The following is a 16848-nucleotide window of genomic DNA, read 5'->3' as shown; positions in this document are numbered from 1 at the left end:
TCCGAGTGCCGGAACCCGGTACGTCTTCTGCCGTCCCGGGCTACTCGTCGAAGACGACGACGACCTTCTCCGCGGCGCCCGGCGTGAGCGTGAGCTCGAAGGCGCGGTCGGCCTCGGCGAACGGGACACGGTGGCTGATCAGCTTCTCGAAGCGCTCGTGGTGCTCCACGATCTCGGGGGTCACCTCGAAGATCTCCGTGGGGTAGCCCTGCGAGGCGACGAGGGTCAGTTCGCTGCGGAGCATGCCGCCGAGGTCGACGTCCGAGCCTTTCTTCTGTACGGCGACCATGACCAGCCTGGCGCCCCACTTCGCGGAGTCGACGGCGGCCTGGAAGACGGCGGGCGCACCGGCCGCGTCGATGTAGATGTCGGTCCCCGCGCGGGGCTGGCCGAGCGCGTTGGCGGCCTGGCCGTGCAGTTCCGTCAGGCGCGCGGTGACGTCCTCCTCGGCCGAGTTGATCACCGCGTCCGCGCCGACGGCGAGCGCGGTGTCCAGACGGGACGGGATGACGTCGGCGACGACGACGTGCCCGACCCCGCGCAGCTTCAGCCAGATCGCCGCGCCCAGGCCGATCGGCCCGGCGCCGAAGACGACCACCTTGTCGGCGGGGGCCGCCTGGGAGCGGTTGACGGCGTGCCGGGCCACCGCCATCGGCTCGTTGAGGGCGGCGACGGCGAAGGGCACGGTGTCGGGGAAGACCGCGAGGCTCTTGCCCGCGACGGCGTTCTCGATGAGGAGGTACTCGCTCATCCCGCCGAACCTCCCGCCGCAGCCGATGAGTCCCGTCGGGGCGTCCTGCGGATTGACGACCACCCGGTCGCCCACCTTCAGGTCGGCGACCTCGGTACCCGCTTCGACGATCTCGCCGGCCGGCTCGTGACCCAGCGGCACGGGCACGAGATCCCCGCCCAGATGCGCCCTGGCGGGTATGCCGCCCATGTGGAGGAAGGTGACGTCGGTGCCGCAGATACCGCAGGCGCGGATCTTCAGCAGCACGTCCTTCGGACCGGGCACCGGCCGCTCGACATCGACGGTCTCGATCTTGCCGACGCCACCGGTCCGCACGGACTTCATCGTGGCCATGAGGAGCTCTCTTTCTGAAACTTGCTGAATACGGGCGGGGGTTGACGGTTCGTCAGGCGGCGGACCAGCCCTCGTCGACGGGCAGGACGGTGCCGTTGATGTGGGCGGCGCCGTCGGAGGCGAGGAACACGATGGCGGCGGCCTGCTCCTCGACGGTGGCGACGCGTCCGGTACCGCCGAAGCGGGGAGCGAGAACGTTGTCACCGTGGACCTCGGACACGGCGGCGCCCGGGAAGCCGGTACCGGTGCCGCCCGGGGCGATGGCGTTGGTGCGGATACCGACCCCGAGGTAGGTCACGGCGAGTGACCTGACCAGCCCGATGACGCCGTGCTTGGCGGCGGTGCAGGCGGCTCCGGCGATGCTGCCGCGCAGCCCGGCCTCGGCCGCGGTGAAGACGATCGAGCCGCGCCCCTCGGCCATCATGTGCGGCAGCACGGCACGGGTCAGCAGGAACGGTGCCGTCAGGTTCACCTCGATGACGCGGTACCACTCGGCGTCGTCGGTCTCGCTGACGACCGACAACCGGTCCATGATCTCGGCGGTGTGCACAAGGACGTCCACACCGCCGAAGGCTTCGTCGGCGGTGTCGACGACCTGGTCCACGACCCGCTGGTCGCTGAGGTCGCCGACCACGGAGAGGGCGGTTCCTCCCATCTCCGCGACCGCCTTGACGGTCTCTTCGGCCGCTGCCCGCCTCAGGTCCGCGACCAGCACGTACGCGCCCTCCCGCGCGAACCGCACGGCCGCGGCCCGGCCGGTGCCGGACCCGGCGCCGGTGACGATCACGCTGCGCCCTTCAAGACCTGTGCTCATGGCGGGTGCTCCTTCTTGTCCTTGTCCAGGTGGGTGTGGGCTGTTCCGTGCAGGGGAGAGGCGGCCGGTTCCGTCGGGTCGCGGCGTCGTAGGAGATCTCGGATCCGGCGGCGGACCAGATGTCCGTCCGCCGCCGGATCCGGGGAGAGCGCCGGTCTCCGTCCCCACGGGGTCGGCGCTCCGGGGGACGCCTCCGCTCATGGCGCCCCGGTCTGTCGGCCGTTGCGGGAATTGCCCGGCGGGCTGCCGGCCGGACGCCCGGTCAGCCGGGCTTGAGCTGGTCCGTGCCGTGGCCGATGTGCGAGACGACGAGCCCGGCGGCCGAGACCTCGGCGTACTCGCGGGCCGTTCCGGTCGTCACGGGCGCTCGCTTCGGAGTCGCGCCGTGCGGTGCTGTGTGGGGGTCCTACCTCCGTGCTGGTGTGCCGGCTTGCTGTGAGGCGGATGGGGGGCCTCTGTGAGACATCCTGGTGGACCGGACCTCCTGGTCGGAGGGCACGGACTCTTCCCGGGGGGAATCCCTCACGAACGCGGGAGGAACGCGGTGAGGCGGCCCTCCATGACGGCCAGCGCCAGGTCCAGCCGTGAGCGGCATCCCGTCTTGGCGAACACCTGGGTGAGGTTGTTCTCGACGGTCTTCTCACTCACCTGGAGTTCTCTCGCGATCTGCCGGTTGGTCAGCCCCCGCCCGACCAGGGCGGTGATGGGCCCTTCGAGGCCGGACAGGACGGCGGGGCCACTACGGGCGCTGTCGTCGCAGGTCATCGGAGCCAGGCCGGACGCACCCATCGACTCCGTCATCGGGGTTCGATGGAGGCTGTCGCCGAGACCTCGGGCGATGTCGTGGGCCTCCTGATGCCACGGACGCGGGTCGTCGGCCAGGAACGCGACGGTCACGCACGCCCGCAGGAGTTCGCTCCGGCCGCCGTGCTCGCGCAGGACGTCCACCGCTTCGATCGCGCTGTCGGTGTCGCGCTCGGCGAAGGCGCGGGTGATGAGTGCGGCGGCCTTCAACTCCGCACCGCCCAGCCGGGAGTACCACCGTTCCGCCTCGGTACGCAGGCGGGGCAGCAGCTCCCGGCGACCGCCCTCCCCCCACTCGGTGAACGCGAGCCGGACGAGCAGCCGGCCGATGCCCACCACACTCCCCTCGGCGGTGCGGTCCGCCGACCGGTCGCAGTAGCTCCAGCCGAGTTCCCGGGCCCGCTCCCACTCCCCGGTCCGGTAGGCCAGTCCCATGGAGGCCCAGGCCCACAGCGCGGGGAAAGGACCGTCGTGCCCCGCCGACTCCAACCACGCGGCGCTCCCCTCGTAGTCGCCCGTCGTCGAATGCACCTCCGCGGCGATCAGGCGGACGGCGTGGTGGACGGGGGTGCAGGGCGGCCCCGCCAGTTCGAGTGCCCGGGCCCCGGACGGGATGCCGGCCCAGTCTCCGTCCCGGTAGTCCCGCACGATCCGGGCGTAGGCCGCCAGCGGGCCGGTGACCGGTTCGCCGTAGGCCGCCGTCCCGAGCACCTGCCCGAAGAGCGCCACCGGGTCGAAGCGGTCGCCGTCGGTCACGTCGGTGGGGACCGTGTCGACTCCGCCGAGGTGGAGACGGGCGAAGGCGAGGCGGACCTGGCTCGTCCGGAGCGGCTCCCGGCCGGTGAACCAGCCGTCGGCGAACTCCAGGGCGGTGCGGGTCTCCGGGTCGTCGGCCAGGGCTTCTCGTACGGGTGCCGGCACCGGTCGCCCGGTGTGGACTGCGGCGAGCGCCGCGTACGCCGCGAGTTCCGCCTGCCGAGGACCACCACCGGCAGGCACTCCTACGACCACGGTCTCGGCCACGGTCTCCGCGAGGCCGTCGTAGTCGCCCGTCCGCACCAGCAGCGGCAACAGGGCGGCCAGGATGCGGGAGTACGCGGTGTCGCCGGGCTCGCAGTGCCGCAGGGCGGCCCGGTATCGGCGTGCTGCCCGGACAGGGAAGGCCCCGAGCGCCAGGTCGGCCTGGCGTTCCAGAAGCGGCACGACGGAGGGGATGGGCGGCAGCGCGGAGCCGGCGAGCACAATGTGGTCGGACGTCACCGCCGGGTCCGGTGCCGCTGTGCCGTCGGCGCGCAGGTGGTGTTCGGCAAGGGCGCGGTGCACCTCGGCCGCCCGGGCCGGGCCGGGCAGTACGGCGGGGACCAGCGCGGGGCAGGGGACGCGCAGTACCCCGTGCTCGTCGCAGACGAGGGCTCCGACAGCGACCAGGCGGTCCACGGTCCGGCCGCACGCAGCGAGAGCGCGACCGGTGGCCGCCGCGAAGTCCGGCAGATCATCCATGGAGAAACGGCCGGACAAGGCGGTGATCGCGAGCAGTTGCCCGCCGGTGGCGCCGCACTCCGCGACCTGCCGTACCAGGGCGTGGTCGTCGGGCAGGGCCGGCCCGGCAGCGGGCTCGCGCAGACACAGGTGGCCCTGGAACCGTACGAGATGGCCCTCGCGCCGTAGCGCCTCGAAGGTGTCCAGCACGGTGCCCGGGTTTCCGGCCAGTGGTCCCAGGGCGGCGCGCAGTGCGGGTGCCACGGCCTGGTCCAGCGGCTCCCGGGCGGCGACCGCCACCAGGTCGTCGATCCGGTCGTCCGGCAGCGGGCTCAGGTCGATGACACGATCCGCGAACGTACGCGGCGAGGCGGAGCTGGTCGGCCTGGTGGCCCAGCCGTCCTCGCGGTACGTCGCCACGACCGTGCAGCCGACGCGATGGGCGGCGGCCACGACGAGTGCGGGGTCGGGGGCGGTATGGAGATCGTCGATGAGTACGGCGCCGGGAGCGTCCTCGGTGAGATATGCGAAAAGCCTCACCAGTTCGGCGAAGAGAGCGGATCGCGCGCGGGCCGAGCCGTAGCTTTCCGGCAGACAGAGCCGGTTCACGGCGGCCATAGCGTCGGACAGCGCGGAATTCCCGCTGTCGCTGTCGGGAAAGGAATCGCCGAACGCTTTCACCACCGCACGGGCGCCGAACAGATCCCATCGCGGAATGCCGGCAGAACAGGTGATCCGTATGATTCCCGGTCCACGCCTGCGCCAGGTTCGGTGGACTTCCCGCAACAGGGTCGTTTTCCCCATACCGGCCTGTCCGCGGACGATGAACAGCAGCGGACGTCCGTACGCCTCGTCGAGGGCCGACAGTTCGGCTTCCCTGCCGGACACGGCCCGACCCCCTCTGGGTGCCACCGCTCCCGCCCTCCTCACCCTCGTATCGGCTCTCTTCGCCGGACAGACGCGGCCGGTTACCATCTGGTTGAGCCCTGCCACCCTGCGAGGATCCATGCATTCAGCGCATAGCGTCCCGCCCTACGCACGTGTCGCCGTCGATACCCTCGAAGCGATCCGCGCGCCCGGCTCGCCGAGACTCGTCGTGCTGAGTAGCCCTTCCGGTATGGAACTCGGTTCCGTTCTCGGTGAATTGTCGGCGCACGACAGTATGTACGGGACAGAGGCCCTCGCCGCCGCCCCCGAGACGGTGCGCATTAGCTTTGCCGATCCGTCACCCAAATTTCAGCTCTCCGACCATCTTCTCGGTTATCGGGCCGGAGACGAAAAGCGTGGACAGGTACTCGTACTCGAACATCTCCAGCATCTCTCCCCGGATGAACTCTTCTCGTTGGAAGGCCTGATCCGACAGCTGGACGGGACGAACACACGATGTGTGGGAACCGTCACGCTTCCCGTGTCCCGGGCGTCCCGGGCCGTGTTCGCCGCGGTGTTCGGCCGACTGCGGCAGGACGGGCTGGTGCACCACGTGAACCTGCGGCCCCTCTCGCTCCGCCGGCTCGGTGACATGATCGCGGCCGAGATCGAGGCCAGGGCGGAACCGACGCTGGTCTCCTGGCTGTGGCGCCTCACCCGGGGCTGGCCCGCCGCGGCCCGCGCGGTGCTGCGGACCGCCCGGGAGCAGGGAGTCGTCCGGGTGGTCGACCGGCATGCCTATCTCGTCGGCGGCGACTCCTGCACGCTCCCGTTCGTCATCGACGAACTGGTACTGCCGGTCCGTGACACGGACGGGCCGGTCTGGGAGGCCGCCAGAGCGGTGGCCGTCCTCGGCCCGCTGGGCGAGGCCGTGCCGAGACTGACGGCCGAGGCCGTCGCCGTCACCGAGCAGGAGGCCCGTGGCCTGCTCGCGCGGCTGGCGGAGGCCGGCGTACTGCGCCACCGCCGGTCGGATTCCGTCTGGGAGTACCGGCTGCCGCTCGCCGGGGCCGCGGTCCGGGCCTCGCTCGGCCCCTACGAGCGGCGGAACCTGGCCCGGATCGCCGTGTCCGCGCTGTGGCAGGGCACCGCGCACTGCGCCGATCCCTCCTACCTTCCCGAGCAACTCGCGGCTGCGGGAAACCTGGTGGACCCGGCGCGGGCGAGAACCGAACTGTTGGCCGCCACCAAGCGGTTGGCACACGACAACGGCGACAACGCGTACGACGACCACCGCGGCGCCCGATGGCTGCGGGCGGTCGCCGATCTGACCTCGGACCCGGTGGACCGGCCGCGCCTGCTGCTGGAGCACGCGAAGATCTGCTTGGCGCAGGGCAGACCCGAGGAGGGCCTGAACTCCCTGCGGCTCGTACGGCGGACCCACCGCGACCACCTGCGTCCGGACCAGCTCCTCGACGTCTGCTTCGCCCACCTGACCGCTCTGTACCGGGCGGGCGACATCACCACCCTGGAAAAGATCGCGGCGGACGGCCGGCTCCAGCACCCCGGCCCGGACGGGCCTCTGGAACGAGCCGTCACGCGCGGCTGCGCCCTGCTGCTGCTCGGCCGTTGGCCTGAGGTCCATGAGCTGCTGGGGGCGGTCCGGCGGCACGACAGGAGCGGACTGGTCGAGTGGAAGGCCGAATTCCTCACCGCTACGGCCGAGTTGTGGCTGGGCACCACGGAGGGGGTGGAGCGCAGCATCGCCACCCTGCCCGCCCGTCACCGTGCCGGCGGGGCGACCGCCGCCGAGGTGCACTGCCGGGTCGGCGAACTGCTGACGCTGGGCGAGATCCGCCGGGCCGAACGACTGCTCGCCGACACCGGGAGGAACCTGCGGCAACTGGGCCTGCCCAGCCGGATGCTCATCGCCCTCCACCGAGGGCGTCCGCGGGAAGCCATGGACCTGGCCCGCCGGAGCGCCATCACCGGAGTGCACACCTGCGACGCCGTTCAGAGCGAGATGTATCACCACGCGGCGGTCCTGCTCGTGTACGGCGGTAGGTTCACCCGCGCCGGCGAACTCCTCGCGCTGGCCCGCGCCAGGCAGCCGATGCTGCCTCATCTGCTCACCTCCGCCCAGGCTCTGTGCGAACTGGTCAGCAGAGAGGTCGAACGCGCGGAGCACCTGCTGCGTACGGCCGTCCACCGCGCCGAGTCGGACGGCGTGGTGGCGGGGACCGACCTGTTGTGGCTGCGGGTGGCCGACGCCGCGATGCACGCCGGACGACCCGAGGTCCTGAAGGAGTGCCTGGCGAAGACAACGGGAGTCGCCCGCAGGCTGGGTACCGAGCGGGCCGAGATGATCCGGCTCGTCCTGTACGCGGCCGTACACACCGACCACGGCGCGGGACGGGCCGCGCGGCAGCTGGCCCAGCAACGGCAGCAGCCTCTGGAAGAGTGCGCCGTCCTGTACCAACTCATCCGCTCCGGCATGGGTGATCCGGTGATGCTGCGGGACACCTACGCCCTGCTCGGCGAGTTCGACGCGCTGATGCCCCGGTTCTGGCTGCGCCTTCTCATGCGCTCGCGCGGAGTGGCGGTACCGGGCCGGCAGGCCACCGCGGAGGAGAACGAACGGCTGCTCGCCGTACTCGTCTCCGAGGGACTGACGAACAAGCAGATCGCGAGGATCCTCCGGACCAGCGAGAAGAGCGTCGAGGGCCGCTTGTCACGACTGTTCTCCCGCACGGGCCACGGCTCACGCGTCGAACTCGCCATGGCGATGCTCGCCGGCCGACTCCACGTGTGAGCCCGTGACGGCCCTCCCCGAGTTGGCGGGAGGGGCCCGGAAGGTCAGCCCTTCGGGTCGGGCTTCCGCGCGACGGTGTCGCCTGCCGGCAGCGCGCGGAGCATCGCCCTGTAGAGGTCGTCGTGCGCGGGCGAGGCGGGAAGGGGTGCCCGGGCCGGGGCCTCGAAGGACTGGATCATCAGGGCTACGACGCGTCGCCAGGCGTCGGGAGCGGCGTCGCCGCAGGCGTTGACGACGCCGAGGTTGGCCATGTGCAGCAGCACCAGATCAGAGGGGTCGAAGTCCTCGCGCAGTCGCCCCGTGGCCTTGGCGCGGCCGATGAGCTCCACCATGCCCTCGTACGCCTCGTTCCGGCGCTTCTCCATGGCCCTGGCGGTGGGGAAGGTCATGGTCAGGACGTCGGCGAAGCCGTTGTCGGCGGCCTGCATCGCGCAGGCGGCCTCGATGTAGCCGGTGAAACCGTGCCAGGGGTCGGGGTCGTCGAGCGCGGCGACGACCGCGTCGGCGTACGCGTCCATGCGATCGGAGAAGACGGCCGCGACCAGCGCTTCCTTCGTGGGGAAGTGTCGGAAGACGGTGGCGATCCCGACACCTGTCTCGCGCGCCACGGAAGCCATGGAGGCACCCAGCCCGTCACGTCCGAACACGGTGCGCGCGGCGGCGAGGATCCGCCCCCGGTTGCGCTCGACGTCACTGCGCACAGGCTGGGCGGCGGGGGCGTCGGAGTGCTGGTCGCCGGGGTTCATGAGAGCAGTCTAGCAATCGGAAAGCCCTATCCATTTCCTGTGCTACGGTGGTTGCGGTGAACCGGAAAGGGCTATCCGTATCCGGAAACGGATAGCCCACTCCATATCTCTCCACCTCTCCACCTCCGACCTCTCCATCCCTCCATCTCTTCGGCGCCGCTCGCGACTCCTCGACGGCGCACTGCGAAAGGATCGCTGTGACCAGCATCGCCATTGTCGGAGCCGGCCCCCAGCTGGGCCTGGCCATCGCCCGCACCTTCGGCTCCCAGGGCTACGACGTCGCCCTGATCGCCCGCAACCGCGCCAAGCTCGACGACCTCGTGAGCACGCTCACCGCCGAGGGCATCACCGCCGCCGCGTTCCCCGCGGACGTACTCGACCGTGACGCCCTCACCCAGGCGCTCAAGGACGCCGCAGTACGGTTCGGCGGGATCGAGGTCCTGGAGTACTCCCCGGTGGGAACGTTCGGCATCACCGCGCTGACCGCTCCCGCCGGGACCGAGCCGACCGACGTGGAGTTCGAGATGAACTTCCAGCTGTACGGGGCCATCGCCGCCACCAAGGCGGTGCTGCCCGCGATGCGCGAGGCCGGTGCGGGCACCCTGCTCTACACCACCGGCGCCGGCTCGATCTGGCCCGACCCGCGGGTCGCCAACGTCAACGCCGCCGCGGCGGCGCTGCGCAACTGGGCGATGAACCTGCACAAGGAGTTGGCCGACACCGGCATCCAGGCAGCCCACGTCGGCATCGACTCCTCGATCGGCGTCTCCGTCCTCCCTGGCGTGGAGGCGGCCAGGCCCGAGCAGATCTCACCGATGTACTGGGAGCTGCACACCACCAGGCGCGACGAGGACGAACTCGTCTTCAAGCTCGACGACGAGGGCTTCCCGCGCGGCTGACATCGCATCGGCGCCCTCGACGAACCGGGATCGCGCCGCGGCCTGCCACACCGTGGCACGATCCCGGAAGGGGAGGTCGGCATCCTCACCGCGAAGGGCATCACGGCCGCAGTGTTCCCGGCGGGGGGACTCGACCGCCATGCCCTCACTCGGGCGCTCAGGGACGGTGCCGCACAGTTCGGCGGGATCGACGCCCTCGAAATACTCCCCGCCTACTCACCGTCGGCCGGGCTCGACACCACCGAGGCGACCACCCCGGCCGACACCGAAGCCGCAGGAATGCGGCACGAAGTTCTACGGTGCTGTCGCCGCCATCAAGGCGGTGCTGCCCGCGATGCGCGAAGCCGCAACCGGCACCCCCACCTTCTACGGACAGCCACGGGCCACCGCGACCAGTCCGAGCGAGTCTTCAGAGGCTGACCCAGGGCTGATCGTCCTGCCACGAGCACCACACACCCCAAGCCGTCCCGGCATCCGCCCGCCGAGGAGACGCCATGACCTACGAGCGCGACCGCGAGATCAGACCGTGGCTTCCGCTGCTCCCGAGCGGTTCGCGTTCCGCCGTCCGAGCACCGCGCATGCCTCACGGATCCCTCCGCACGACCGCGCCATGCCTATGAATCGACCGATGCCCCCGACCCAAGGGAGCACAGCCCCTCAGGACGCGGCGCCCCGTACACAGGTCGACGAGGGCATCACGCGCGTCTTCCAACTCCTCGGAAAGCGCTGGACCGGCCCCATCATGTCCGTGCTGATCACCGGACCGACGTACTTCGCCGACCTGCACCGGGCGATCCCCGGAATCAGCGGGCGCATGCTCTCCAACCGCCTGACCGAACTCGCCGCCACGGAACTCGTCGTGCGCGAGGTGGACGACGGCCCGCCACTGCGGGTGTCCTACCAACTGACGCCCGCGGGCGCGGCGTTGGAGCCCGCACTCAACGAACTCGCGAAGTGGGCGAAGACCCACCTCCCGGAGCGGAGCCGGTCGACCGACCGCTGAAGCCGTACCTCCAAGGACGGCGGCAATCACCAGAAGCCACTCGGCGACCGGCGCGCGGCCGCCATGCGCCGCCGAGGCCGTGGTGCGGATCGCAGCCGATCGCCGTGGACGGCGTCTCCGAACTGCCGGGCCCGGCCGAGGTGTTCACCTTCGAGGTGGAGACCGACCACACCTACTGCGCGACCGACCTCGACGTGCTGGTGCACAACACCTGCGGCGAGTACATGGAGGAGTACGCCGACGGCGACGGCACCCACCGGCGGCGAGACGTTCCTCAATGCCATGGAAGTGCTGAAATCCGGGGCAAGAGGGGTACGGGGCAACGGCGTGGGGCACCGGCACTGGGAAAATGGCCGAACGCTACGGATTCACCCATGTGACATTCGAGAAACTGGTGGGTTCGCCCGGCGAATGCACCAAGGCCGAGGTGGTGTTCAGTTGACGAGCGACAAGACTGCGGTCGAAGCCGGACTGCGGAGGTTCGGCGACGAGGGCCGGCCGGCCTCCGAGGCCGCACGTTGGGTGATGGCGGAGATGGGGGACGACTTTCCCGTGTTCCAGCTCATGACCCGCTTCTTCAGCGTCTTCCAGGTGTCCGTCCGGGCACTCAGGGAGCTGGAGAACTGGGAGGGCCTGGGCACCGGCGGCCCCCTCACGGACGCGGACCTGGATGCGATCATCGGCCCGCTCACGGTCCGCGAGACACCGCTGTCCTGACGGGAGTCGGCGGTACGGAGCCTCAGCGCGGGGCGTTCACCGGACGGCGGCCGCCCCCTTCCGCACCCGGCCCGGTCTCTTCACGCGCGCCGCGAACTCCCGTAGCGACGCGACTCGTACGCGGCCGGCCCAGGGCTACGCGGTCGGCGGCCTGTTCCAACCACCGGGTCACCACCCGAGCGAGCAAAAGCACACGATGGCCCGCGCCGACCAGTCCTCCGAGAAAGCCGCGCCGATCCACCAGCACTCCGACGACAACCGACAGCAGGAAGTCGCAGCCGACCCCGACGACCCACTCTCCGGCACGAATCCGGCACGCGACGAATGATGTCCGAGGACAGCAAAAGGCCCGGGTCAATGACCTGGCTCTTTGTCATGGAGCGGGTGACGAGAACCGAACTCGGACTCTCAGCTTGGGAAGCGACGGCGCTTGGCGGGCTGGATGGCGTCTGACCTGGGAATATGTGGTGCAGTGCGGAACCCGGGAGTGCGGGTTGGCACCGCTGTCGACCGTGGTCCACCGGTCTTGAGGGCACGTTGTGGGCACGCCGTCGAGACGAGACTGTCTGCCGCCTTCGCCGCGCTGTGTGCCGGAGAACTGGGACAACCCGTGGGGCGGAGCCACTTGTCACGCTGCTCGTCGGGTGACCACCCGTCGGCGCATCGCGCGTGTGTGGGGGATTCGGCGTCGTCGTCGGGGCATGCTGGTGGTCCTACGCGCGGGCCGGGAGGTGCTGGGATGCGGTGGTGGGCCGGTGGATGGACGGTCGCCGTGGTGGTTGTCCTGGCGGGGTGTCACGCGTCGGACGGTGGTGGATCGGTGGGAGGGCCGTCGGAGAGCAGCGGCTCGGCGGCGCCGTCGGCCAGCGCGTCGACGCACACGCCGGCAGTGCCGTCCGCCGGCCCGGCCGGGGGAAGCCCGTCAGCGTCGGCCACCAGTTCCTCCGCTTCGCCGGAGAGCTGTGTCGCTGGACACGGGGAGGTCACCGTCAGCCCTGGTGACGCGGTCGCACAGCGGCTCTGTATGCGGCCCGGGACCGTGGTGTCGCTCGTCCTGCGGCCTCGCACGGATGACAAGCGGTGGACGGCCGTGCGGAGTTCTGCGCCGGTTCTCGTCCTGGTCTCCGGATGGCGGGTCGACGCGGACGGTACGGCCCACGCCTCGCTGCGGTGTGCGGGGACGAGGGGTGGTACGGCGGACGTCACCGCGTCGGCGAAGGCGCCTGATGTGGCGGGTGCGGCGCGGGTCGTCCTGACGCTGCACATGAGTGTGGTGCCGTACACGACGCAGGGGTGATCCCGGCGACCCGGGACCACCCCTCCGCCTGCCGCTGCGTCAGTGGCAGGCGCGCACGTCGATCGTGTAGATGCCGCGGCCGTGCGTGGCCGCGTACAGCGTCCTGCCGTCCGGGCTCAGCTTCAACTGGAGTACGGCGACGGCCGGGAGGTTCCCGACGCGCTGCCAGGTCGTACGGCCCGGTGCGCGGTAGACGACGCCCAGGTCGGTGGCGACGGCGAGGCCGCCGTTCGGTGTGACGACCGCGGAGTTCGTCGGCACGTCGGGGAGGTTCTTCGAGATGTCCTTCCAGGTGGTGCCGCCGTCGGTGGACTCGAAGACGTGGCCGACACCGGCGCCGGGGCCTTCGGTCCAGTGCCGGGAGAAGCCGTTGACCGCGAGGTAGACGTGGTCGGCGTTCTTGGGGTCGACGGCGAAGCCGGCGAGGTAGCGGTTGGGTACGGTGCCGTCCGTGCCGGTGGCCGGGAGGGTGATGTCGTGCCAGCCGGTGCCGTCCGCGTTGCCGACGGAGATGCCGCGGGCGAAGCCCTGGTTGTTGCAGGGGCCGCACCAGGCCGCGTACACCTTGCCGCCCGAGGCCGCGACGGCGGTCGCGGTACGCCCGGCGCCGAGGTCGTAGACGCTGGTCCACTCGTCGCCGCTGCGGATGGCGTAGCCGTGGGTCTGCACCCACACGTGACGGCCACCGGCGATCCAGGTCGAGCTGTTCTTCGCGTCCGCAGCGAGCGGGGCGATGAAACGGGCCTCACCAGTCGCGTTGTCAGCCGGAGCCACGCTGTACGACGTGATCTTGCTGGGGTCGGTGACCCAACTCCCGTCGTTGATCGCGCAGTTCTGGGTCACCTGGATGGCGAGGTAGACGTACTCCTCGGCGATGTTGCAGCCGTTGGCCGGGTCGGTGAGGGTGTCGCCGCCGTCGCCGCCGAAGTTGGACCCCATGACCTTGTCGTTGCTGCGCAGGATCGACTGGCCGTTGTCCTGGAGGCCGCCGGTGACGGAAACGCCGCCGTAGGCCAGGTCCTTGCCGACGCCGACCGAGTAGTACTGGAGGGTGTCGATGGTGCCGTCGTTGAGCGAGGTCCAGTCGGTGGCGTGCCCGGAGGCGTCCTGGGCGCCGTCGAGCGGGCGCTTGTAGACGCCGCCGTCGTTGCCGACGTAGACGAAGCTCTTGCCGTGGTAGCTGCCGATCGCGACGCCGTGCTGGTCGGAGTGGGTGGTCGGGCTGCAGTCGCCGGTCTGTTTGGTGGGGTCGATGCTCCAGCAGGGGAAGCCGAAGTTCCAGTACGGGCCGACCGTCGACCAGTTGGTGCCGCCGTCCTTGGTCTCGTAGACCTCCTCCAGGCCCGCGTACACGTGCTCCGCGTTCGTCGGGTCGACGGTCAGGAACTGGTTGTACCAAGCCTGCACGCCGGGCATGTAGCCGCTGGACGTGAGCGCCGAACCGTCGGCGGCCAGGCCCTGGTAGTCGGCGATCTTCGTCCAAGGGCCGCTGGGAGAGCCGGACTTGGAGACGTAGATACCCTCAAGACCGCTGTCCGGATTGGTGTTGAGCTGCTCCGGGGACTGGTCGATGGCGTAGTAGCGCGAGCCGTCGGCGGAGCGGGCGAAGGTGACGTTGCCGACGTCGTCCGCGTCGGCCGGCAGGTCGCCCAGGCCGCTGGTGATCCGCGTCCAGGTGCCGTCGGAGCCCTTGGTGTAGAAGCCGTTGTAGTCGTCACCGCTGCGCCAGCCGACCGCGAGGACCACCTTGGAGGGGTTCTTGGGGTCGATCGCGATGTCGTTGGCGATGTTCTTGTACGGCGCGGACGGATCGCTCGACAGCGAACCACTCGGCAGATAGGCCGGGTTGGGGGCGAACTCCAGTTTCCAGGCGCCCTTGAGCGTCTTCGTGGAGTGGCTCCACACGCCCTCGCTGGTCGCCGCCCACACCTTGCCGCCGCCGAAGCGCAGTTCGTGGACGGTGGTGGACTCCAGCTCGTCGCCGCCGACCCGGCTGCGGGAGGAGAACGTGCCGTGGCGGGGGTCCGACAGGACGTAGACGCCGCTGCCGAGGTACGCGTCCGCGTTCGTCGTCGCCTCGCCCGTGCCCAGCCACAGCCGCCCGGTGCCGTCCAGCGCGAGCGCGCCGGTGGACTGCGAGGACAGTTTGTCGCTGATGGGCTGCCAGTGACCGCCTCCGGTGTGCGAGCGCCATACTCCGCCGCCGGCGCTGCCCGCGTACACGTACCCCTCGTCGTCGGCGGCCATCGCGGCCATCCGGCCGGTGACATTGCCCGAACCGCCGCTGGAGTTGGAGTCGTAGTCGCGGTAGCGCGGGTCGTCGGAGTTGTACGGCAGGTTCGTGATGTTGCGCCAACTGCCGCCGGTGCTGGGCAGGTTGGTCAGGCTGGTCCAGGCGGCGCCGTAGGCGCCCGGTGCGACGATGCCGGGTGAGGTGCGGGCCTCGGCGTACTGGTCCGCGCCCTCGGCTATCTCGTCGGCCTCGTTGCCGTCGTCACCGCCGTCGTCGTCGGCCTTGGCTTTCGGGCTGACGGTACCCACCGACTGCCCTCGTTCGGAGGCGAGTTGAGCCAGTGCGCGGGCCCCGAAGGGGCTGTTGTCCCCACCGGGCGCGGCGCCGGCGGGTATCGCCACGAGTGCGGCGGATGCGGTGATGGCACAGATCGTGAACCAACGTCTCTTGCGGGTCGGTTGTGACACCAGGTCCTCCCGAGCGGGCACGGATACAGCCGTCGGGGACGACCCGACCACCGGCGGCAGGAGGAGTCCGGGATTTGGACAGCCCTTGACCAGAACCTGTCACTAAGCATGGCTCGAACCGACCGGTTCATCGCACGTTCATCGGGGACTTGGGGTCAGGGGGTTGCGGTCCGCGCGCGGGCAACGACCGGCAGCGCACCGGCGAGGACCAGTGCGATGCCGCCGGAGATCAGCAGCGGAAGGTGGCCGTCGGTGCCCCAGGCGAGCCCGGCCCACACGCCCGCGAGGAGCACGGCAGCACCGGTGGCACCCTGGAAAAGGCCCTGCGCGGTGCCCTGTTGGCGGTCGGGGACGAGCGTGGAGATCCAGGCCTTGCCGACGCCGTCGGTACAGGCCGCGAAACCGCCGTAGAGCGGCAGCACCACGAACACCGCCCAGGGTCTGTGGATCAGGCCGAGGCCCAGATAGCCGATCGCGAAGAAGAACAAGCCGGTGGCGAAGACCAGCGAGCGCGGCAACCGGTCGGACAGCGCCCCGGCGGGGTAGGACAGGGCGGCGTAGACGAGGTTGTAGACCGCGTAGGCGCCCACCACCCCGGCCGTGGAGAGGCCCAGGTCGTGGGCGCGCAACAACAGCAGCGCGTCGGGGAAGTTGACCAGGTTGAAGGCGAGCAGGATCCCCATCACACGCCAGTACGGGCGCGGCAGGGATCGCCACGGTGTCCGGACCGCCTCCGTCGCCGCGCTGTCGGCCGTCTTGCTGGAGCGGGGGTCGCGGACGGCGGCGACCAGCGCGACCGACGCGACGGCGGGGATCACGGCGACCCAGAACAGCGGGCGCAACCTGTGGTCGAGCGCCTCGTAGAGGACCAGCCCGACGAGCGGGCCGACCACCGCGCCGGCGGTGTCGGCCGCCCGGTGCAGCCCGAACACCTTGCCGCGCTGTCCGTTCGGAACGCCTTCCACGAGCAGGGCGTCGCGAGGCGCCCCGCGCATCCCCTTGCCGAGCCGGTCGGTGACCCTGGCGACGAGGACCAGCGGCCAGGCGGTCGCCAGCGCGATCAGCAGCTTGCCCACCGCGGCCAGCCCGTATCCCGCGCCGATCAGCGGACGGCGGTCGAACCGGTCCGCGAGGCGCCCGGCGGCCACCTTGGTGATCGAGGCGGCGCCCTCGGCCGCTCCCTCGATGGCACCGACCGCGACGGGCGGGGCGCCCAGCACCACGGTCAGGAAGATCGGCAGGATCGGGTAGAGCAGTTCGCTGGCCGCGTCCTGGAGAAAGGACACCCCGCAGAGCACCTTGACGTTGCGGGTCAGCCACATGGGGCGGCGTCCGGTCGGCCGCGGGGTGCTGCTGGGATCGGTCACGGGTACAGGATCTCCAGGAAACGGCAGAGCGTCATGGCCGGACGGCTTTCGGTCCGGCACCGGACACACCCTCTTGGCCTGTTCGAGCGTCACCCTCAAGGACATGCTGGTCCGGGCAGGACGCTCCGCCGAGCAAGTCGCGCCGGTGTGTCAACCATGGTGCCGTGGTGGTCCGCACCCCGCCTACTGGTCCGGACGACAAAGAACCCCCGGGTCATCGACCCGGGGGTTTCCGGTGGAGCGGGTGACGAGAATCGAA

14 protein-coding genes are annotated in these 16848 nt (G+C 70.7%); 7 read left to right on the top strand and 7 right to left on the bottom strand.

What is annotated here, in order from left to right; all coding sequences use genetic code 11:
* Positions 1-40: 40 nt before the first annotated feature.
* From JHN63_RS09900 to JHN63_RS09890, 3 genes are all read right to left on the bottom strand, one after another.
* On the bottom strand, positions 41-1084 hold the full coding sequence (locus JHN63_RS09900; RefSeq protein WP_200678905.1) for a zinc-binding dehydrogenase: 1044 nt from the start codon (positions 1082-1084) through the stop codon (positions 41-43).
* Between the two features lie 52 nt (positions 1085-1136).
* Positions 1137-1898 carry an SDR family NAD(P)-dependent oxidoreductase gene (locus JHN63_RS09895; protein WP_200678904.1) on the bottom strand — a complete coding sequence of 254 codons (762 nt, stop codon included), beginning with the start codon at positions 1896-1898 and terminating at the stop codon, positions 1137-1139.
* Between the two features lie 522 nt (positions 1899-2420).
* A complete protein-coding gene (locus tag JHN63_RS09890; RefSeq protein WP_200678903.1) occupies positions 2421-5069 on the bottom strand; it encodes a LuxR family transcriptional regulator in 2649 nt (882 codons plus the stop codon).
* Between the two features lie 499 nt (positions 5070-5568).
* On the opposite strand from JHN63_RS09890, the gene JHN63_RS54220 reads away from it, so the two are divergent.
* Positions 5569-7860: a helix-turn-helix transcriptional regulator gene (locus JHN63_RS54220; protein ID WP_200678902.1), complete on the top strand. Its 2292-nt coding sequence runs from the start codon at positions 5569-5571 to the stop codon at positions 7858-7860.
* Between the two features lie 44 nt (positions 7861-7904).
* Here the strand turns inward: JHN63_RS54220 and JHN63_RS09880 are convergent, their stop codons facing one another.
* Positions 7905-8606, bottom strand: coding sequence for a TetR/AcrR family transcriptional regulator (locus tag JHN63_RS09880; RefSeq protein WP_200678901.1), 702 nt, complete (start codon positions 8604-8606; stop codon positions 7905-7907).
* Positions 8607-8803: 197 nt separating this feature from the next.
* Between JHN63_RS09880 and JHN63_RS09875 the strand changes: the two genes are divergently transcribed.
* From JHN63_RS09875 to JHN63_RS09855, 5 genes are all read left to right on the top strand, one after another.
* Positions 8804-9505 (top strand): SDR family oxidoreductase, encoded by a 702-nt coding sequence (locus JHN63_RS09875; RefSeq protein WP_200678900.1) that lies wholly within the window; start codon positions 8804-8806, stop codon positions 9503-9505.
* Positions 9506-10133: 628 nt separating this feature from the next.
* Positions 10134-10508 carry a helix-turn-helix domain-containing protein gene (locus JHN63_RS09870; RefSeq protein WP_200678899.1) on the top strand — a complete coding sequence of 125 codons (375 nt, stop codon included), beginning with the start codon at positions 10134-10136 and terminating at the stop codon, positions 10506-10508.
* Positions 10509-10612: 104 nt separating this feature from the next.
* On the top strand, positions 10613-10888 hold the full coding sequence (locus JHN63_RS09865; RefSeq protein ID WP_200678898.1) for a hypothetical protein: 276 nt from the start codon (positions 10613-10615) through the stop codon (positions 10886-10888).
* A 58-nt stretch (positions 10889-10946) separates the two neighbouring features.
* Positions 10947-11225, top strand: coding sequence for a hypothetical protein (locus JHN63_RS09860; protein WP_200678897.1), 279 nt, complete (start codon positions 10947-10949; stop codon positions 11223-11225).
* A gap of 196 nt (positions 11226-11421) precedes the next feature.
* A complete protein-coding gene (locus JHN63_RS09855; protein WP_374222907.1) occupies positions 11422-11553 on the top strand; it encodes a hypothetical protein in 132 nt (43 codons plus the stop codon).
* Positions 11554-12020: 467 nt separating this feature from the next.
* On the opposite strand, the gene JHN63_RS09850 is transcribed toward JHN63_RS09855, so the two are convergent.
* Positions 12021-12161 carry a hypothetical protein gene (locus JHN63_RS09850; RefSeq protein WP_200678895.1) on the bottom strand — a complete coding sequence of 47 codons (141 nt, stop codon included), beginning with the start codon at positions 12159-12161 and terminating at the stop codon, positions 12021-12023.
* Positions 12162-12315: 154 nt separating this feature from the next.
* On the opposite strand from JHN63_RS09850, the gene JHN63_RS09845 reads away from it, so the two are divergent.
* Positions 12316-12522, top strand: a complete 207-nt coding sequence (locus JHN63_RS09845; RefSeq protein WP_307781860.1) for an acetyl-CoA synthetase — start codon at positions 12316-12318, stop codon at positions 12520-12522.
* A 39-nt stretch (positions 12523-12561) separates the two neighbouring features.
* Here JHN63_RS09845 and JHN63_RS09840 read toward each other — a convergent pair whose 3' ends face one another.
* On the bottom strand, positions 12562-15222 hold the full coding sequence (locus JHN63_RS09840) for a glycosyl hydrolase (RefSeq protein ID WP_200678891.1): 2661 nt from the start codon (positions 15220-15222) through the stop codon (positions 12562-12564).
* Between the two features lie 155 nt (positions 15223-15377).
* Complete coding sequence (locus tag JHN63_RS09835) at positions 15378-16589, bottom strand: MFS transporter (protein WP_200678889.1); 1212 nt, start codon at positions 16587-16589, stop codon at positions 15378-15380.
* Between the last annotated feature and the right edge of the window lie 259 nt (positions 16590-16848).

The organism is Streptomyces sp. MBT65 (assembly GCF_016612545.1).
Classification (GTDB): domain Bacteria; phylum Actinomycetota; class Actinomycetes; order Streptomycetales; family Streptomycetaceae; genus Streptomyces.
The sequence above is the reverse complement of the archived record's forward strand: the minus strand, read 5'-3'. Positions and strand labels throughout refer to the sequence as shown.